Source organism: Falsirhodobacter xinxiangensis (assembly GCF_004959935.1).
In the GTDB taxonomy this organism is placed as follows: domain Bacteria; phylum Pseudomonadota; class Alphaproteobacteria; order Rhodobacterales; family Rhodobacteraceae; genus Falsirhodobacter; species Falsirhodobacter xinxiangensis.
In genome coordinates this window covers 247,832-266,067 of sequence record NZ_SMYN01000002.1, presented here as the reverse complement: position 1 = coordinate 266,067, position 18,236 = coordinate 247,832, and the positions used below count along the sequence as shown (strand labels likewise).

General features: G+C 63.8%; 19 protein-coding genes and 1 tRNA gene. 3 read left to right on the top strand and 17 right to left on the bottom strand.

Going from position 1 to position 18,236, the window contains the following annotated elements; all coding sequences use genetic code 11:
- Nucleotides 1–27: 27 nt before the first annotated feature.
- Together E2K76_RS03395 and E2K76_RS03390 are read right to left on the bottom strand one after the other, a co-directional pair.
- Complete coding sequence (locus E2K76_RS03395) at nucleotides 28–645, bottom strand: VPLPA-CTERM sorting domain-containing protein (RefSeq protein WP_136682856.1); 618 nt, start codon at nucleotides 643–645, stop codon at nucleotides 28–30.
- A gap of 123 nt (nucleotides 646–768) precedes the next feature.
- Nucleotides 769–843 (bottom strand) — tRNA-Gln (locus E2K76_RS03390).
- 103 nt (nucleotides 844–946) lie between these two features.
- Between E2K76_RS03390 and E2K76_RS03385 the strand changes: the two genes are divergently transcribed.
- The gene (locus E2K76_RS03385) at nucleotides 947–2,113 is read left to right on the top strand and encodes a BaiN/RdsA family NAD(P)/FAD-dependent oxidoreductase (RefSeq protein ID WP_136682855.1); all 1,167 of its coding nucleotides are present in this window, start codon (nucleotides 947–949) and stop codon (nucleotides 2,111–2,113) included.
- A 19-nt stretch (nucleotides 2,114–2,132) separates the two neighbouring features.
- Here E2K76_RS03385 and E2K76_RS03380 read toward each other — a convergent pair whose 3' ends face one another.
- The 7 genes from E2K76_RS03380 to efp form a co-directional block, all read right to left on the bottom strand.
- Nucleotides 2,133–2,537, bottom strand: coding sequence for a pore-forming ESAT-6 family protein (locus E2K76_RS03380; protein WP_136682854.1), 405 nt, complete (start codon nucleotides 2,535–2,537; stop codon nucleotides 2,133–2,135).
- A 132-nt stretch (nucleotides 2,538–2,669) separates the two neighbouring features.
- On the bottom strand, nucleotides 2,670–3,971 hold the full coding sequence (locus tag E2K76_RS03375) for a branched-chain amino acid ABC transporter permease (RefSeq protein WP_136683001.1): 1,302 nt from the start codon (nucleotides 3,969–3,971) through the stop codon (nucleotides 2,670–2,672).
- Entirely contained in the window at nucleotides 3,968–4,978 is a 1,011-nt protein-coding gene (locus E2K76_RS03370; RefSeq protein WP_136682853.1) for a branched-chain amino acid ABC transporter permease, read from the bottom strand. The genes E2K76_RS03375 and E2K76_RS03370 overlap by 4 nt, the downstream gene beginning before the upstream one ends.
- A 2-nt stretch (nucleotides 4,979–4,980) precedes the next feature.
- The gene (locus E2K76_RS03365; RefSeq protein WP_136682852.1) at nucleotides 4,981–5,691 is read right to left on the bottom strand and encodes an ABC transporter ATP-binding protein; all 711 of its coding nucleotides are present in this window, start codon (nucleotides 5,689–5,691) and stop codon (nucleotides 4,981–4,983) included.
- Nucleotides 5,684–6,466 carry an ABC transporter ATP-binding protein gene (locus E2K76_RS03360; protein ID WP_136682851.1) on the bottom strand — a complete coding sequence of 261 codons (783 nt, stop codon included), beginning with the start codon at nucleotides 6,464–6,466 and terminating at the stop codon, nucleotides 5,684–5,686. The genes E2K76_RS03365 and E2K76_RS03360 overlap by 8 nt, the downstream gene beginning before the upstream one ends.
- 95 nt (nucleotides 6,467–6,561) lie before the next feature.
- Entirely contained in the window at nucleotides 6,562–7,746 is a 1,185-nt protein-coding gene (locus E2K76_RS03355; RefSeq protein ID WP_136682850.1) for an ABC transporter substrate-binding protein, read from the bottom strand.
- A 611-nt stretch (nucleotides 7,747–8,357) separates the two neighbouring features.
- Nucleotides 8,358–8,921 carry an elongation factor P gene (gene efp / locus E2K76_RS03350; RefSeq protein WP_136682849.1) on the bottom strand — a complete coding sequence of 188 codons (564 nt, stop codon included), beginning with the start codon at nucleotides 8,919–8,921 and terminating at the stop codon, nucleotides 8,358–8,360.
- A 202-nt stretch (nucleotides 8,922–9,123) separates the two neighbouring features.
- Here efp and E2K76_RS03345 point away from each other — a divergent pair, with 202 nt between their 5' ends.
- On the top strand, nucleotides 9,124–9,450 hold the full coding sequence (locus E2K76_RS03345) for a DUF6280 family protein (protein WP_136682848.1): 327 nt from the start codon (nucleotides 9,124–9,126) through the stop codon (nucleotides 9,448–9,450).
- Nucleotides 9,451–9,504: 54 nt separating this feature from the next.
- On the opposite strand, the gene E2K76_RS03340 is transcribed toward E2K76_RS03345, so the two are convergent.
- From E2K76_RS03340 to E2K76_RS03315, 6 genes are all read right to left on the bottom strand, one after another.
- Nucleotides 9,505–9,900 carry a hypothetical protein gene (locus E2K76_RS03340; protein ID WP_136682847.1) on the bottom strand — a complete coding sequence of 132 codons (396 nt, stop codon included), beginning with the start codon at nucleotides 9,898–9,900 and terminating at the stop codon, nucleotides 9,505–9,507.
- Between the two features lie 69 nt (nucleotides 9,901–9,969).
- The gene (locus E2K76_RS03335) at nucleotides 9,970–11,373 is read right to left on the bottom strand and encodes a TolC family outer membrane protein (protein WP_136682846.1); all 1,404 of its coding nucleotides are present in this window, start codon (nucleotides 11,371–11,373) and stop codon (nucleotides 9,970–9,972) included.
- Between the two features lie 25 nt (nucleotides 11,374–11,398).
- Nucleotides 11,399–12,049 (bottom strand): protein-L-isoaspartate O-methyltransferase family protein, encoded by a 651-nt coding sequence (locus E2K76_RS03330; RefSeq protein ID WP_136682845.1) that lies wholly within the window; start codon nucleotides 12,047–12,049, stop codon nucleotides 11,399–11,401.
- 117 nt (nucleotides 12,050–12,166) lie between these two features.
- The gene (locus E2K76_RS03325; RefSeq protein WP_136682844.1) at nucleotides 12,167–12,769 is read right to left on the bottom strand and encodes a Hint domain-containing protein; all 603 of its coding nucleotides are present in this window, start codon (nucleotides 12,767–12,769) and stop codon (nucleotides 12,167–12,169) included.
- Between the two features lie 53 nt (nucleotides 12,770–12,822).
- Nucleotides 12,823–13,443, bottom strand: a complete 621-nt coding sequence (locus tag E2K76_RS03320; protein ID WP_246032871.1) for a DUF6778 family protein — start codon at nucleotides 13,441–13,443, stop codon at nucleotides 12,823–12,825.
- A gap of 40 nt (nucleotides 13,444–13,483) precedes the next feature.
- Nucleotides 13,484–14,158 carry an outer membrane protein gene (locus tag E2K76_RS03315; protein WP_136682843.1) on the bottom strand — a complete coding sequence of 225 codons (675 nt, stop codon included), beginning with the start codon at nucleotides 14,156–14,158 and terminating at the stop codon, nucleotides 13,484–13,486.
- 216 nt (nucleotides 14,159–14,374) lie between these two features.
- Here E2K76_RS03315 and E2K76_RS03310 point away from each other — a divergent pair, with 216 nt between their 5' ends.
- Nucleotides 14,375–15,679, top strand: a complete 1,305-nt coding sequence (locus E2K76_RS03310; protein WP_136682842.1) for an esterase-like activity of phytase family protein — start codon at nucleotides 14,375–14,377, stop codon at nucleotides 15,677–15,679.
- Here E2K76_RS03310 and ygfZ read toward each other — a convergent pair.
- Nucleotides 15,667–16,404 (bottom strand): CAF17-like 4Fe-4S cluster assembly/insertion protein YgfZ, encoded by a 738-nt coding sequence (ygfZ, locus tag E2K76_RS03305; RefSeq protein ID WP_136682841.1) that lies wholly within the window; start codon nucleotides 16,402–16,404, stop codon nucleotides 15,667–15,669. The two genes, E2K76_RS03310 and ygfZ, sit on opposite strands and share 13 nt — an antisense overlap.
- Nucleotides 16,401–18,152, bottom strand: a complete 1,752-nt coding sequence (locus tag E2K76_RS03300) for an ABC transporter ATP-binding protein (RefSeq protein WP_246032881.1) — start codon at nucleotides 18,150–18,152, stop codon at nucleotides 16,401–16,403. The genes ygfZ and E2K76_RS03300 overlap by 4 nt, the downstream gene beginning before the upstream one ends.
- Nucleotides 18,153–18,236 lie beyond the last annotated feature (84 nt).

Sequence of the window (18,236 nt, the reverse complement as noted above, 5' to 3'; positions counted from 1 at the left end):
GGGGCCGGGCAAACCGGCCCCTTTTTTTCAGCGGCGGCGGCGCAGCAACCCGGCGCCCGCAAGGCCGGTCAAAAGCAGAAGCGCCGACGCTGGCAGCGGCACGGGTGCTGGGGCATCGACCAACCTGTATTCAAGATTGTCGAACTGGATGGTCGAACAGTCGAAACAATACTCGCCATTCGGCCCGGTGACGTCATAGGGCGTCCAGATCACCAGGCGATCGATGGCAGCAAAGGTCGCGTCGAACGTATAGGTGAAGCTGTTCCAGACCGCGCCGGTGAACATGGAAGCCGACGCAACCAGATCAGCGCCGCGATAGCCCGAAAAGACGAGGTTGTCATAAGCGACGCGGCTTGGCAGATCATCGCCACTGCCATCGACATTGAAGCCGCCGATCCCGGTGATGTCGATGGTCGAGATTGAAAACAGATCGTTTCGCGCGATGGTGGCTGCCGATGCTTTCGCGCCAATCGGGCCATTGATCTCTCCGTGACCAGCGCCGAAATAATATTCGACATTGCCGAAGAAGCCTTGCTCGGTCCAGCTTGCACCGTCCGTCGGCTCCACCGCGTCGAAGGTAAGTGTGGCAGAGTGGGCAGCACCTGCTGAAAGGGCAAGCGCAGCCGCCGCCAAATGCGTCTTCATCGTCGATCTCCCGAGCAGCCAATCGCAGCAGAATGGCGTCGGATCAAGATTCTGACAAGGATATCCGGATCGTTCTGGAGATATCTTTTTCGACACATTAAATACTGATATCACTCAGTATTTTGGCTGGGGCGCCAGGATTCGAACCTGGGAATGGCGGTACCAAAAACCGCTGCCTTACCACTTGGCGACGCCCCAACTTGTGTGAGGCGGTGTTTAGCGAAGCGCCTTGGGGGCCGCAAGAGGCAATTTGCAGATTTCTTTCATTGCTCGATGAATGCCCTCGCAGTAGGTGCTGCACATGGAAAAATTCGATGTTGTCGTCATCGGCGCAGGGGCCGCCGGAATGTTCTGTGCGATCGAGGCAGGGCGGCGGGGTCGCCGCGTCCTGGTGATCGACCACGCGAAGGCGGCGGGCGAGAAGATACGGATCTCGGGCGGGGGGCGGTGCAACTTCACCAATCTCGGGATTGCGGGGGATCGGTTCCTTTCGAACAATCCGCGCTTTGCGCTCTCGGCGCTGAAACGCTTCACGCAATGGGATTTCATCGCGCGGATCGATGAGGAGGGAATCGCCTGGCACGAAAAGACGCTGGGGCAGCTGTTCTGCGACGGGGCCTCGACGCAGATCGTGCAGATGCTGCTGCGGCAGATGCATCAGGCGGGCGTGACGCTCTGGCTCGGAACCAGCGTCGAGAAGGTCGAGGATGGCTGGTCGGTCGTCACCTCGCGCGGGATCGTGAAAGCGGGTCGCGTCGTGATCGCGACCGGGGGCAAGTCGATCCCCAAAATGGGCGCCAGCGGATTCGGATATCGCGTTGCCGAAAGCTTCGGCATCCCGCTGATCGAAACGCGGCCCGGCCTCGTCCCGATGACCTTTGCAGAGCAGGAGCTTGAATCCTTGCGCCTTCTGGCCGGGATCGCCGTCGATGCGCGTGTGACGGCCCGCGCCAGCTTCGACGAGGCGCTGCTGTTCACCCATCGCGGCCTGTCTGGCCCGGCAATCCTTCAGGCCAGCAGCTACTGGCAGGCGGGCGAGGAGATCGGGGTCGATCTTTTGCCGGAGCAAAGCATTGGCGGCACCCTGCGCGAGATGCGGGGCAGCAGCGGAAAATCCGCGATCCGGACCGCGCTGGCGCGCTTCATGCCCGAAAAGCTGGCCCGGCATATCGAAACGGTGTCGGGTTTGGACGGGGCCATCGGCGCGCAGTCCAATGCCGCGCTCGACCGGCTGGAGGCGCTGATCCACGACTGGCGCCTGCGTCCGGTGGGAACCGAAGGCTATCGCACGGCGGAGGTGACGTTGGGCGGGGTCGACACCGACGCCTTGGACGCGCGCACGATGGAGGCGAAATCACGGCCGGGGCTGTATTTCATCGGTGAGGTGGTGGACGTGACCGGCTGGCTGGGAGGCTATAACTTCCAGTGGGCTTGGTCGTCCGGTTGGGCGGCGGGGCAGGCGGTCTGAACCGCCTGCCAAGTCAGGCTCAGCCCGGGGGAAGCTGCGAGCCGGCCTGCGCCACAAGCTCGCCGATCTGTTTGCACAGCGCTTCCTCGCTGGAGGATTGCGCGGAAGCGACGTCGGCAAGCGATTGTTCGGTGCCCATTGCGGACACGGTGCCCGCTTTGCCCTTCTCATAAGCGGCGTCGGCAGCGGACGTATCGCCGGGGGCAGGGATCAGTTCCAGCATGCGGTTCTGCACGCTGATCGGCTCGTCGCCGACGAAGCCGGCCTGTTGGCAGTATTCCAGGACGCCAAGCTGGTTGCGCGCCGAAGCATAGGTTTCTTCCATGTTCGGAGCCGCCGGGGCAGCGGGCGCGGCCTCCTGCGCGAAGGCGGCACCTGCAAGGGCCGAGGAAGCGACGATGGCGGCGATGATGCTGTGCTTCACGAAAAAGCTCCTGTTTGTTTCGCAGTCATGTGGCGAAGCTAGGAGCCTGATGGGCCGAGGTAAATGCGACCCCCGCGCGGTCGGCAGGATCGCGCGGGCGTCAAGGCGTGAAAGGGGCAGGAACCCGCCGGATCAGCGGCCCCGGCGTTCCGGGATCAGCCCGCGGGGGCTGAACCGCAGCACCATCAACAGGATGACGCCCATGGTCAGAAGGCGCATATGCGCAACGCCGTCCTGCAGATGCACGCGCAGCCACGACCCTTCGGGCAGGTTTGCGGTGATCGCGCCAAGCACGCCCGCGCCGATCGGCTCGACCATGACCCACAGCCACCAGATCAGGAAGCCGCCCAGAACCGCGCCCCAGTTATTGCCCGACCCGCCGACGATCACCATCACCCAGACGAGGAAGGTGAACCGCAGCGGCTGATAGGTGCCCGGCGTCAACTGGCTGTCCAGCGTCGTCATCATCGCGCCCGCGATCCCGATGACCGCCGAGCCGATGACGAAGATCTGCAGATGCCGCTTCGTCACATTCTTGCCCATCGCGCCCGCGGCGACCTCGTTGTCGCGGATCGCGCGCATCATCCGGCCCCAGGGGGAGTTCAGCGCCAGTTCCGACAGCAGCACGATGGCCGCAAGAACCAGAGCGAACAGGCCCAGATAGCACAGCTTCACCACGATGGAGGATGCCGTGACCGGATCGAACCCGTAACCCTGCGCCCATGCGACGAAGCCCGGATCGCGTTGCAGGTTCACCTCATAGGGAACGGGGCGGGGCAGGCCGATGACGTTCTTCACGCCGCGCGCCAGCCAATCCTCGTTCCGCATGACCGACAGCACGATTTCCGCGATGCCCAGCGTGGCGATGGCAAGATAGTCCGACCGCAGTCCAAGAGCCGTCTTGCCTATGGCCCATGCAGCCGCAGCCGCCAGCAGCCCGCCGACCGGCCATGCAAGGATCACCGGCAGGCCAAGACCACCGATATTTCCCGCGACCGAAGGGTTGATCGCCTCCACCGCCGTGACGCCCGCATCGAAGACCCAGCGGAACGCGACGAAGCCAATGACGGCAAGGGCCAGCATCGCCAGCGTCCGCACCCGCCCCGTCAGCCGCCGCCATGCCTGCACCAGCAGTGCGAGTGCTGCGATCCCGACGGCCAGCCCGCCGACGATCCGCCAGCCGCCCGCATTCCACGCCTCGGCATTCGGGGCGCTTGCCGTCAGCACGACGCCCAGACCGCCCAGTGCCACGAAACCCATGACGCCGATGTTGAACAGCCCGGCATAGCCCCATTGCAGGTTCACCCCCATTGCCATGATGGCCGAGATGACCGCCATGTTCAGGATCGAAAGCGAGGTGTTCCAGCTTTGCGTCATCCCGGTAAGGATGAACAGTGCCGCCATCGCGGCGAAAAGAACCACGTTCCGCATCAGACCGATTTCCCCTTGAACAGGCCCGTGGGCATGAACAGCAGCACAAGGATCAGGATCGCGAAGCTGACTGCGAATTTGTAATCGGTGGACAGAAGCTGCGCGAGCCCGTCCGGCGCAAGGCTTTCCGGCAGCACATAGGTCGCGACCTTCTTCCACGCATAGGTCACGCCCACCTCGGAAAAGGCGATGACGAAACCGCCCGCGATGGCACCCAGCGGATTGCCAAGGCCGCCCACGACCGCCGAGGCGAAGATCGGCAGCAGAAGCTGGAAGTAGGTGAATGCCTTGAAGCTTTTATCCAGCCCGTAAAGGACACCCGCCGTCGTCGCCAGCGCGGCCACGATCAGCCACGTCACCTGCACGACCCGTTCGGGGTTAATGCCGGACAGCAGCGCCAGATCCTCGTTGTCGGAAAAGGCGCGCATGGATTTGCCGGTGCGGGTGCGGTTCAGGAACCAGAACAGCAGCGCCACCGCGATGGCGGCGACGACCAGCGTGATGACCTGCGTGGTGCGGATCGCCAGCCCTTCGGCCAGCCCGGTTGCGTCACGGAAGTCTCGCGCGCCGATCACGAACCGCTCGCCATCGGCAAAGGTCACGTCATCGACACCGATGATGAACCGCACGACACCGTTCATGATGAACATCACGCCAAGCGACACCATGGTCAGGATCACCGGCGCGGCCCTTTGCTTGCGATAGAAGCGATAGACGGCGCGGTCGGTCCCGACCAGCACGATCCCGGTCAGGACGATCGCAAAGGGCAGGGCAAGCAGCGCGGTCGGCAGCGGGCCGAAGCCGATCCCCGCACCTTGCATCGCAACGGTGATCAGGATGGTCAGCGTCGTGCCGAAGGCCATCGTGTCGCCATGCGCAAAGTTGGAGAACCGCAGGATGCCATAGATCAGCGTCACGCCCAGCGCGCCCAGCGCAAGCTGTGCGCCATAGGCGACGGCGGGGATGAACACGAAGTTCGCAAATGCCACGAGGGCGTTCAGAAGGTCCATCGTCAGCCCCCGAGGAAGGTGCGGCGAACCTCGGGGTCCGCCATGAGTTCTTCGCCGGTCCCGGTGAAGCGGTTCGCCCCCTGCACCAGAACATATCCGCGATCCGCGATCGTCAGCGCCTGACGAGCATTCTGTTCCACCATCAGGATGGAAATGCCGGTCCGCGCCACTTCGATGATGCGGTCGAACAGCTCGTCCATGACGATGGGGGACACGCCCGCCGTCGGCTCGTCCAGCATCAGCACCTTGGGCTGCGTCATCAGCGCGCGGCCCACCGCGACCTGCTGGCGCTGGCCGCCCGAAAGCTCGCCCGCCGGTTGGCGGCGTTTTTCGCGCAGGATCGGGAACAGGTCATAGATCATGTCGCGGGTCGGCCGGATATCGTCGCGGCGCAGGAACGCCCCCATCTCCAGATTCTCCTCGACGGTCATGGAGCCGAAGATGTTGTTCGTCTGGGGCACGAAGGCCATGCCCTTTGCAACACGGTCCTGCGGAGACAGCGCTGTGATCTCCTCGCCGTCCAGCCGCACATGGCCGCCGCGCAGCTTCAGCATGCCGAAGACGGCCTTCATCGCGGTGGATTTGCCCGCGCCGTTGGGGCCGACGATCACCGCGATCTGGCCCTTTTCCACCGCGATCGTGCAGCCGTGCAGGATGTTGGCGGAGCCGTAGCCGCCGATCATGTTCTCGCCGATCAGGAAGGGTTCAGCCATTGGCGACGACCTTGTTCTTCAGGCCGGTGCCCAGATAGGCCTCGATCACGGCCTCGTTCTTCATGATATGCGCGGCGGACCCTTGGGCCAGCACGTCGCCCGCCGCCATCACGATCACCGGGTCGCACAGGCGGCCGATGAAATCCATGTCATGCTCGATCACGCAGAAGGTGTATCCCCGTTCGCGGTTCAGACGCACGATGGCATCGCCAATGGTGTTCAGAAGGGTGCGGTTCACGCCCGCGCCGACCTCGTCCAGAAAGACGATCTTGGCGTCCACCATCATCGTGCGGCCAAGTTCGACCAGCTTCTTCTGCCCGCCCGAGATGTTGCCGGCCAATTCGTCCGCGATGTGGGAAATCGTCAGGAAATCCAGAACCTCATCGGCCTTCTCGCGCAGGGCGCGTTCCTCGGCGGCGATGCGGGCACGGCGGAACCAGGCGTTCCAGAGCGTCTCGCCAGACTGTTTCGCGGGAACCATCATCAGGTTCTCACGGACGGTCATGGACCCGAACTCATGCGCGATCTGGAACGTCCGGAGCAGGCCCTTGTGGAACAGCGCATGCGGGGGCAGGCCGGTGATATCTTCGCCGTCCATCAGAACGCGGCCCGAAGTGGGCGGCAGCCGCCCGGCGATGACGTTGAAAAGCGTGGTCTTTCCCGCGCCGTTCGGACCGATCAGCCCCGTGATCGAACCCTTTTTGATCGTCAGGCTGGCACCGTTCACAGCGCGGAAAGAGCCGAAATGCCTGTGAAGGTTTTCGACGGTTATCATTGTTTCCCCTGCGCCCCTTTTGCGTTCAGATCGCGGGGCTTGTTAATGGAATCGGCCCGGCAAAAGCCGGGCCGATCCGTTGCGTTTACCCGATTTCAGCGGAAACCGACAGTCTCAACCGCGCCGCCGGTGATGTCGTATTCGCGGAAGGTGCCAAGGCTCTCGCCCGGTTCGGCCATTTCCACGTTGGTCGCGCCGACATAATCGACGTCCTGACCGGCCGCGATCAGCTCCAGCGCCTTGGCCAATTCGCCGGGGTTGATCTTTTCGCCGGGCGCGTTGGCCACGTCCATGATCTTGCCTTTGTAATCGGCGCCGTTCGAGGATTTCGCCGCCTGCATCGCCAGCAGCACCAGCGCCGCAGCGTCATAGCTTTCGGCGGCATAGGAAGAGGTGCCGTCGAAGCCCGCCGCCGTTGCCATCTCGTGGTAGGTGTCCACGTTCTCGCCCTCGGCCGCCGGAACGTCGCCATAGGAGCCGTCCAGCGAATCCCCGATCGCCTCGATCAGCGAGGGGCCATACATGCCGTCGGGCAGATAGAACGTGTCGAATGCACCGGTGTCGATGGCGTTCTGCACGATCCCGCGACCGCCCTGATCGACATAGCCCGCAACGACCAGCAACTCGCCGCCGGCAGCGGCCAGCGCTGCAACCTCGGCGGAGTAGTCGGCTTTGCCATCGTCATGCGCAGCGGAAATCGTGACGTTGCCGCCCTTTTCCTTGAACGCCGCTGCAAAGCTGTCGGCCAGCCCCTTGCCGTAATCGTTGTTGGTATAGGTGATCGCCACGTCGGTCGTGCCGCGGCCCGAGATGATGTCGGCCATGACCGCACCCTGACGCGCATCCGACGGCGCGGTGCGGAAGAACAGGCCATCATCCTCGACTTCAGACAGGCCGGGCGATGTGGAGGAGGGCGAGATCTGCACGATGCCCTGCGGACGCGCGACGTTTTGCAGGATCGCGCCGGTCACGCCCGAGCAGTCCGCGCCGATGATCGCCTTCACCCCATCCGAGGTAACAAGCCGCTCTGCCGCCGCCGTCGCCGCCGATGCGTCCACGCAGGTCGAATCCGCGCGGATCGGGGTCACGGTGGACCCATCGAGGAACAGGCCCGACTCGGACACTTCCTGCATCGCGAGTTCCGCGCCCGCCGCCATATGGGGCGTGATGGATTCAAGCGGGCCGGTGAAGCCGAAGATGATCCCCAGTTTCACTTCCTCGGCCCCTGCGGCCCCGGCAAGCATCGCCGTCGCAGTCGAGGCCAGCAGCAGTTTCTTCATTGTCGTCTCCCATGTTGGATAGAAACCTTTTTCGCGAGGTTAGAGGCGACGCGCCTGAAAAGAAAGCGTATCTTGCATTGCATTCGCGCTGGTAGTCACCGCTGGCCCCAGAAGATGATGCCGGGCGAAGGGCATGCCGCCTGACAAGGTGGCGATGGCCGCTTCTTGCACCGCAGGCGTCTGGTCGCGGTTTCTTGTCTGGGGACTTCCAACCTCGATCCCGGCAGCGCGTTCGAAGTTTAGAGCGGAACTACCACTTGCACGGCATATCGGCAATCATCACGCGCCCTGCCAGATCGAGCCACCGTCTGGTTTTCGCCCAGCGCGGATGCCTATTCGGAGAGGACGCTTGGTTATGGCGAAGGGGGCGATGTCGAGTTGCTGCGAATGGACGCTCGAACTCACCGATCGATTGTTTTTTATGCGATGGCAACGCATTTGCACGAATGATGTGCATCGTCGCGCAAGGCCGTCTGCGTCTTGGGCTGTGATCTTGCCGCGATCTGCGCGGACACGCTAACTCGGCGCATCGGCCCGCAAGAGGCCGCAAGTCCGACGGGAGATGGCAGCGCGGGCTGGGTCAGGGGACCCGCCTGCGCCGCGTTCTGGGGTCAGGCGCGCTCGGAATATTCCAGCAGCTCAGTGTGAACGACGATCATCTCGTCCTGCTGGATGAAGGGCGGGACCATGATCCGCACGCCATTGTCGAGGATCGCGGGCTTGTAGCCTTTGGCGGCAGTCTGGCCGTTCTGAACCGGCTCGGTTTCGACCACGCGGCAGGTAACTTTCTGCGGCAGCGCGACGTTCAGTGCTTCCTCGCCGTAATATTCGACGGCGGCGGTCATGCCGTCCTGAAGGAAGGGCCGGCGATCGCCCAGCAGTTCCGCATCGATCTCGGTCTGCTCATAGGTTTCGGCATCCATGAAGACGAGGCGGCCATCAGTCTCATAGAGGAACTGCTGGTCCTTCTTTTCCAGCCGAACCGTCTCGACCTTGTCTTCGGACCGGAAGCGTTCGTTCAGCTTGCGACCGTCACGCAGGTTCTTCAACTCGACCTGTGCGAAGGCGCCGCCCTTGCCCGGTTTGACATGGCTGGCCTTGACCGCAGCCCAGAGCCCGCCGTCATGTTCGATGATAAGTCCGGGCTTGATCTCGTTTCCGTTGATCTTCGGCATGGGTGCGAAACCTTGATGATATGTTAATCACGCCTATATCTGCGGCGAGATGCCGGAGCAAGGCAGCTAAATAATGTGTGCGGTTTGACATGCCATGCAGTATATGCATGGCGGGCGTTCCAAAAACGAACTCCCGAATCAAGCGTTAATCGTCATATTCGCCGAACGCCGGAAGATACAAAAGCAAGAACAGGACACACCGATGGCCGATTTTATCGACAGCACCGCGTTCAACTTCGAACAGGGTCAGCGCGCCCGTAAACTTTTCGCCGCCGTGGTCCTTGCTGCGCTGGACGACGCGATTGCGGATGACAAGAAATATGGCAACGGTCCTGACCAGATTGCCCGCTGGGCCCGCTCGCGCGATGGGCGCGAAGTGTTGTCTTGTTCGGGCATCGACCCGAACGAGCGTGTGGTGAAGGGCCTGATGGAATTCGTGTCCAAAGGCATCCGCACCTCGGTCGCCCTGTCGCGCGAGGAGAGCGAGCGCCGGAACGCGATGGAGAGCGATCAGGCCGAAGCCGCCTGATCCTGCCGTTGCACGCACCGATCGCGGCGCGCCCTTGCGGCGCGCCTTTTGCTTTCAAGTGACATCGCGAGCCGCAAGAGCGCGGGCGATCTCTGCCCTCACGACCTTGCGGATGCTGCGCGTGATCTTCTCGCCGAAAGGGCCCTGAAGCTCCTCGGTCATCAGTTCGCGCACCAGGTCATGCAGCACTTCTTCGTCGATGGGGGCCATGCGGTCATAGACGTCGCCCTGACGGATATTGAAGGGCGGGGGTGCGGCACTGACCACGATTTCCGCCTCCTCCACCCGGGTGTGGCCCGTGTCGGGTTTTGCCACGCGCAGGGCAGGTGTCAACAACAGCTTCCCCATCGGCTGCGGGGCCTGTGGGCGTTCTGCCCGATCCTCGGACACCAGGCGGCGGATGGAAGACAGGACGTCCTCGATCTCTGAATTGTCGAGAGGTTCGGCCATGGCACCCTCTTGAAAAGCGCAACGCCCGGAGTTTACCCCCGGGCGCGCGGTGTTACAATCAGGGCCGGATCAGTTGTTGCGGCCGATCGCCTGCATCACGCGGTCCAGCTTGCGCCCTTGGGTCGAAGTGGACGGCGCGTTCTTGACCGAGTTGTAATAGGCGGCAGCATCGTAAGTCGGGATGCCAAGGCCAAGATGATCCACGGTCAGCAGCCCCATCGACGACAGCACCTGATAGACGCCGAGATAGCGTTGGGCCTCTGCCTCGACGCGGGTAAACTGAGCGTCCAGAAGGTCTTGCTCGGCATCCAGCACGTCGAGCGTGGTGCGCGCGCCAAGGGCGGCCTCCTCGCGAATACCGTCGAAGGCGATGCGGGCGGCGCTGATCGTCTCACCCGCGGCCGAGATGCTGGCCCGCGCCACGTCCACCGCAGACCATGCCACGCCGACCTCTTGCCCGACGGTCACGCCGGTCTGTTGCAGGCTCGACCGTTGCGCATCGCGATCGGCAAGGCTTTGCCGATAGACCGAGGACAGCCGCCCGCCAGAGTAGAGCGTGTGGTTCAGGCTCAACCCGACCGAGGCATTTTCGTTGCCGCCGTCATCATAGCCGACGCCAGCCGATGCCGAAACCGTCGGGCGCGTATCCGCCTTTGCGCGTTCGACGTTCAACTCGGCCACGGTCACGAGCCGTTGCGCCTGACGGATATTGGGGTGCACGCGCAGAGCGATGGATTTCGCCTCGTCCAAGGTCCGGGCCGTTGCGGGCGGCGTCGGAGGGGCCGAAAGCGCGCCGGGCAGGTTGCCGGTCGCGGCCAGATATTGCTCGCGCGCGACGGTCAGATCGCCTTGCGCCTGCGTCAATCCGGAGCGGGCGGTCGCGAGTGCGGATTCCGCCAGCGCCACGTCGGTGCGCGTCACCTCGCCCACGTCGAAGCGATCCTGCGCGGCGTCAAGTTCTTCCGAGATCAGACGCACGTTGTTCTGGCGAAGGTCCACGATGTCCTGAGTCAGCCGCACGTTGACATAGGCGGTGACGGCGGAGAGCAGCACCTGCTGTTCCACCTGGATCAGCGCCTCGCGCGTTGCGAGCACGGTTTCCTTTGCAGCCTCATGTGCAAGACGGTTGCGACCGAAGTCCAGCAGCGTGACGCTGGTGGTCAGGCCGATGCTGCTTTGCAGCTGTTCGATGTTGGTCTTGGGCCCGAGGGTCGGCAGCAGCCCCGAACTGACCCGCTGCCGCGCGAAGGAATACTGCGCATCCGCCGTGAACTGGACGATGGGGCGCATCGCCGACAGGGCCTGCGCCGCATCCTCGTCCGCCGCGCGCAGCAGGGCGCGGTTCTGTTCCAGCAGGTTGGAGTTCTGATAGGCCGCGATCAGCGCGTCCGTCAGCGTTTCCGACCAGGCCGAGGATGCGCCGAGAACCGCCGCCATTGCGGCAGCTGCCGCCGATATCCTGAACTTCCGCATCCCGCTCTCCTTTTATCCGACTGGTTCAGAGCGCGAAGCTCTTCACCTCGGCAAAGCCCGGAAGCACCGGGGCCGAGGCGTTGAAGGCGAACCGCCAGTTCATTTGTCCGTTGATCTTGTGTCCGACGCGGACGGTGCCGAGCGCCCCGTCCATGAAGATGGCGCCGATGCGCCCGCCTTCCTTGAGCTGGTCGATCAGCGCCTGCGGAACCTGCTGGACCCCGCCCTCGATCACGATCGCGTCATAGGGGGCCTGCTTCGCGGCGCCCTGCGCCAGCGGACCGGCCACGACGACGGCATTATCCACACCTTCGGCAGCCAGGTTGCGCTCGGCCTCGGATGCGAACTCCTCATCCTCGACCGCGATCACTGCGTCGGTCATGCTGGCCAGCACGGCGCTGGAATAGCCAAGGGCGCAGCCCACATCCAGCACGACCTCGCCAGTGCGAAGGTCCATCGCGTCCAGAAGCTTGGCCAGCGTCCGCGCCTCCAGGATGACCCGGTTGCGGCTCAGCTCCAGATTTTCGCCGACATAGGCGGCTTCGCGGCGTGCGGAGGGCACATAGACCTCTCGTGGCACGGTCAGCATCGCTTCGATGATCGGATATTTCGTCACGTCCGAAGGACGCACCTGCGTGTCGACCATCATCAGGCGACGTGCGGCGAACTCGCTCATGGGCTGGAACCGGGTTCTGTTTCTGTCCCGATGTTCCTGCCACAGATCATCGGGCGCGGCAATCGCGCGAATGTTTATTTTTGCGCCGACCCGCGCCCGACATGCCGGATCTGCGCGTCAGCCGTAATCGCGCAGCGCCTTCGCCTCATAGGGCTTGAGGATCAGACGCGCACTGGCCCCGAATGCGTCAAGATTGCCATTCAGGTCGGGGCGAAGCGCCAGTATCTCATCCTGCAGGAAGGCGGGCAGGGCGGCGATCCCGTCATTGGCGGGATGCAGGCTCTCGGCCGGGCAGTCTTCGGCGTAAAGGATCTGGTGACGGTCGAACAGCAGATGGAAATACTCCATCTCTCCGCCATCGTGAATCCAGATCGAGGAGTCGTTGACGATGCTGCGGGCGGTGGCCAGCACTTCACGCTCGCCGAACAGCAGTTCGGCCCGCCAGTCCGACAGAAGCACGCGCTGCTGCTGGGACACCAGCAGGGTGCGGCTGTTGCCCAGCGCCCCGCGAGAGATGCGGACGGGCGCGAGCCGCCCCTTGGCAGTAACCTGCACCGACCGGATCCAGCGGATCGGCTGAAAGCCCGCGTCCTTGGTCATCACAAGATCGTCGACCAGCAGGTCCTCGACCGGCATGGACCCGTGATACGTGTCGATCAGGGTGCCACGTGAAATGCAGGCGGGCACCTTGGCTGTCTGGTCCGGCGATTGCTGCAACATCGTTCTTCTGCGGCGCTGATATGTGGCGTCCTGTAGCAGGACGCCACATCAGGTCAACGCCCGAGGCGGCGGAACTTGTTCCGGACGTCCGGGCCGATCCCCAGCCAGCCGGCAGTGACCCGCGCGATGTGGGGAACGATCTCGTCCTTCTGGGTGATGCCCTGCGACCGGGCTTCGCGCGCCTGATCGCCGACCAGCGCGGCGATGTCGGCGGCGATCGGTTCGGGCTGGGTCAGGGCCGCGCCACTGCGGGCATCGAATACCTGGATGACATAGCGGATGTCATGCACGCCGGAGTTCTGGAGATTTGCCTCGACGCGCGGGGTGATCGAATGGAACCGCTGCATCGTGACGCCGATGTTCACCGGGCGCGGGCCGCGCAGAGCGGCGGAGCCCTGCTCGATCCCATCCTCGACCAGTTCGGCCACCTGAAGCTTGCGGTCGCCCGCCGGATCGCCGTGCCAGACGATGTCCACCTGCGGCGCCCAAGTGTTGGCGTCCGAAACCGTCAGCTCCTCGGGGACGTTGACGGTGATCTGGCGGACGTTCCACTGACGGCTTACCGCCGGATCGATGCCATTCGCGTAATCGGTCTTCCAGTCGCGCGAGCATCCCGCGACGACAAGCGCAATCGCTGCGACCCCGGCAATCCTGCCAAACATCGAAAAAGTCATCGTGCTTCTCCCTTGCAGCCCGGATCGCCGGGGTAAACGATCAGAAACGGTAATTGACGCCGACGCGCACGGAATGGAACTTGGGCGTGGCATTGGTCCAGCCTGCGGCGGTCTCCAGACGCTCCCGGCCATAGTCGCTGTATTGGTATTCGCCGCGCACCGACCAGCGGTCGTTCAGCAGACGCTCGACGCCGAAACCTGCGACATACCCAGTGCTGCTGACGTCGCCGTCGTAACCGATGGCACCGACCTCGTAATCGAAGTTCGCGTGCGACACGCCTGCGAAGCCGTAAAGCAGCGTGGCGTCATTCGGGGTCCAGCCGGACATCGCACGCAGCGTGACGGCCGATTTCAGTTCCGTCGAGGAGGAGTTCACCGCATCATCGACGCCGCCGCCTTCGACGCCCAGTTCGACGCCCCAGACGAAGACGCCGGGTTGCCAGCGGTAACCGACATGAAGGTTGGCAAGCGCGCCCGACAGTTCCAGATCACCGTCGTTCAGGCCCGAGGGGTTGATCCCGACAACGTCGTCACCCTTGAAGGCATAACCGATATCGGCCCCGACATAAGCGCCTGCGAACGGCGTTGTGGGTGCAACAGCCGCCGGGGCGATCGGTTCGATCTCGCCTATAGGGGCGACCGGGCCGCCGGCGAGTGCGGGGGCTGCGGTGACGGCAAGGGCTGCGACGAGGATATACCCGGTGGAAGAACGCATTCGTCAACTCCGTATGATATGGATGCCTCCGCCGGGAGGCTTCATCGCAAACGATAAATTAAGGCACACACGCCTAGCAAGAGTTAACGCATCCACAGGTTGTCATGTGGCAAGGCTGCATCGGTTTGGTTCAGAAAACTGCAACTTAAACTATAAGTTTATGTCGTATGGGAACGCTAACCGGGGCCGGAACACCGTGAAGAAGAAGGTTTTACGATGCGTTTCATTCCCGCGCTTGCTGCCCTGACACTGGGTGCCGCGCCCGCCATGGCAGAGGAAACATTCACCGCCACGCTGGCGGGCCATGCCCATCTGCCTGCGATGACGCTGATCGCGCCTCCGGCGGACGCGCCGCGCGACGCGTGGATCTCGGGCAAGTTCACCGGCAAGACACCGAATCGCGATCCGATGACGGCGCCTGCGGATACGGGCAAAGCGTATGGCGCGCATCCGACCGGGCTGTCCCTGCCTTTCCTCGGCCAGCCGGTGCAGGGCATGTCCGGATTTGCGATGAATCTGGCCGAAGACGGCAGCATTTTCGCGCTGACCGACAACGGCTTCGGGTCTAAGGTGAACAGCGCCGACGCGCTGCTGTTCTTTCACCGCATGACGCCGGATTTCGCCAACGGCACCGTGACGCGGCATGAAAGCGTCTTTCTGCACGACCCGGATTTCAAGGTTCCGTTCCGCATCGCCTATGAAGGGACGGATGCGCGTTACCTGACCGGCGCGGATTTCGACCCCGAAAGCATCCAGTTTCTGAACGGGGAAATCTGGATCGGCGACGAGTTCGGCCCGTGGATCATCCGCGCCGCGCTGGATGGCCGCATTCTGGACGTCTTCGCGACCGAGCTGGATGGCGCGGTCCTGACCGGACCCGACACGCCCGGCACCGTCGTTCCCGCGCAGCCGGGCAAGGATTTCCGCGTTCAGCGTTCGGGCGGATACGAGGGCATGGCGCTGCAGCCGGGCACCGACCTTTTGTGGGGGATGCTTGAAAAACCGCTGCTGACCGAAGCCGGGACCGAGGGCGATTTCCTGCGTGTCATCGTCTTCGATCCGGCGGCGGGTGAATGGACGGGCGACAGCTATCGCTTCCGCCTGTCCGAAGGGGCGGTGGCGATTGGCGATTTCAACTTCATCGACGCGACCCGCGCGCTGGTCATCGAACGCGACGCGGGCGAGGGTGTGGGGACCGGCTATCCCATGCCTGCCAAGGTGAAACGCATCACGCTGGTCGATACCGCATCAGTGGACGCCGAAGGGTATATCCGCCGCATCGGCAGCATCGATCTGATGAACATCCAGGACCCCGAAGGGATTGGCGCAGCCTTCGGCAGCACGGATGGCGTATTCGACTTCCCGTTCCAGACCATCGAGGATGTGATCCGCGTGAACGAGACGCAGATCCTGGTGGCGAATGACAACAACCTGCCGTTTTCGGGCGGGCGCGAGATCGGCAAGGCCGCCGATAACGAGTTCATCCTGCTGGACGTGGCGGACCTGCTTCAGGCCGAATGATCAAGGCGCAGGCGGGCATCCCCCGCCTGCATCTCCTCGGTTGCGCGGTCCAGCCGCAGATGGGCGATGGCGTGACCGCCGCTTTGCGTGAATAGCGTGCCGGCGGATTTGCCGCCCGCCGTGATCTCGGTCCCGACCGGGGCGGTGCCGTCGATGGCGACGCGCACGAGGCCCTTCTTCAACTCGGTTTTGTGCTTCATCCGGGCGGTCACTTCCTGCCCGACATAGCAGCCCTTGCGGAAATCTACTCCGTGGAGGCGTTCCAGCCCGGCTTCGAGGATATAGGTCTCGGGCGTCAGCTCGATCCCCGTTTCCGGCACGACATGTGCGACCCGGATCGCGTCCCAATCGACGTCCTGCGAGGCGCCCTCGCCATACAGCCGCCAGCCCATCGCCTCGTGCCGGGGGTCCGCAAACGCGCCCGCCGGGGTGGGGCCGATCCCGCGATGCACTTGGATGCCCGCAGGTGTGATCTGCACATCCGCCCGCAGCTTGTACATCGACAAGCGGCGCAGCGTCGGCTCGGCAATCGTGTCCGCGATGTCCACCAACAGATCGTCCCCCTGCGAGACGATGAAGAAATCCGCCAGATACTTACCCTGCGGCGTCAGCAGCGCCGCCCAGACGATGCCCGGACGCTGCAACGGCGTCACGTCGTTGGTCACGAGGTTCTGAAGAAACTCCAGCCGGTCCGCGCCCGTCAGCTTCCAGATCGTCCGCGTCATGCCTGATCCTTGAATTGCAGCCGGTAGAGCCCGGCATAGATGCCATCGCGCGCCAAAAGCTCGTCATGCGTGCCTTCGTCCACGACCCGCCCGGCGTCCATGACCACGATCTTGTCGGCATCGCGCACGGTGGACAGACGGTGCGCGATCACCAGCGTCGTGCGGCCATGGCCCAGACGGTTCAGCGCCTCGGCCACCAGCTTTTCCGATTGCGCGTCCAGCGCCGAGGTCGCCTCGTCCATGAGCAGCACCGGCGCGTCCGAGATCAGCGCCCGCGCAATCCCCACGCGCTGCCGCTGCCCGCCGGACAAAGCCGATCCGCGCGGCCCGGCATGGGTATCGACACCTTGGGGAAGGCCGTCGATGAACTCGCTCACATGGGCGGCGTCCAGCGCCTCGCGCAGCCGGGCCTCGGGAACGTCGCGGCCAAGGATCACGTTTTCGCGGATCGTTTCGTCGAAAAGCGCCGATTCCTGCGAGACGACGGCGAATTCCGTCCGCAGATCGGAAAGCGAGAAGTGCTGGATGTCCACGCCGTCGAACAGGATCTGCCCCGAGGCGGGTTGTGCCAGCCCGGTCAACAGATGGAACACCGTCGACTTGCCCGCACCCGAAGCGCCGACAAGTGCGGTCATCTTGCCCGCGCGCGCGGTGAAGCTGGCGCCGTTCAGCACCGGCTGATCCCCATAGGAGAAGCCGACATCGCGCAGTTCGATCTCAGGCGGCGTCTTCGCCGGCTTGGCGGAGGCAGGCGGGCGGGCGGCAGGTTGCAGATCGAACAGCAGGAAGATGCGCGTCAGGCTTGCCGCCGCCACCTGCCAGAAGCCGGACATGTCGCCCAGACGGCGCAGCGGCTGGAAGGTCAGCGCCATCGCGGTGAAGAAGGACATGAACTCGCCCACCGTCCGCTCGCCCGAGATGATCTCGTTCCCGGCCAGCATCAGCACGGTAAAGAAGCCAAGGCCGGTGATCAGATCGACCAGCGCCGGGATCGTCGCCCGCCCGCCCGCCGTCCGGACCTCGTTCCGCACGAGGATGCCGACGATGGAGCGGAAGCGGCCAAGCTGATAGCCCTCCATCCGGTTCAGCTTGATGGCCTGGATGCCGTGGAATATCTCGTCCAGCCGGGTTGCGCGCAGGCCGGATTGGGCGCGGGACTGGTTTACCTTGCGCCGGATATACCGCTGGACGATCACCGCCGGCAGGATCAGCAAGGGCGCGCCGACCATCGCCGCCAGCGTCCAGTGCAGATCGATGTTCAACGCCACGACGAACAATCCGACCAGCGCGATCGTGTCGCGCCCGATGCCCGTGATGACCGATGACCAGACACCCTGAACCGCGGCGGTGTCGCCCTGAACCCGTTCGATCAACTGGCCCGGAGAGTTCTTCTGGAAGAAATCCTGATCCAGGGTCAGCATATGGGCCAACAGGTCCGCCTGCATCGCGGTGGAGCTTTTCTGCGAGATCCGCGTCAGGATCACCTTGGAGAGCACCGACGTCGTCGCGCGGACCGCGAAAAGCGCCATGATTGCGAAACCGACCCAGACCAGCGAACTGGCACCTTCGGGGGTGAAGACGCGGTCGAACAGTGGTTTGATCATCCATGACAGCGCTCCGAGGGTCGATCCCTCGATCACCATCAGAAGGAAGGCAAGGGCCATCATGCCCTTGTGAGGCGTGAGGTATCCGCGCCACAGCCGCCCGAACAGCCTGTGCGATGCGTAACGGGGGTCGCGCAAGTTCATCTGTTCAAGTGACAATCTGGCTCTCCGTCTTGGGCCTTGGGTCTAACGCGGCAGGGGCGGGCTGGCAAGGACGCGGCATTGACG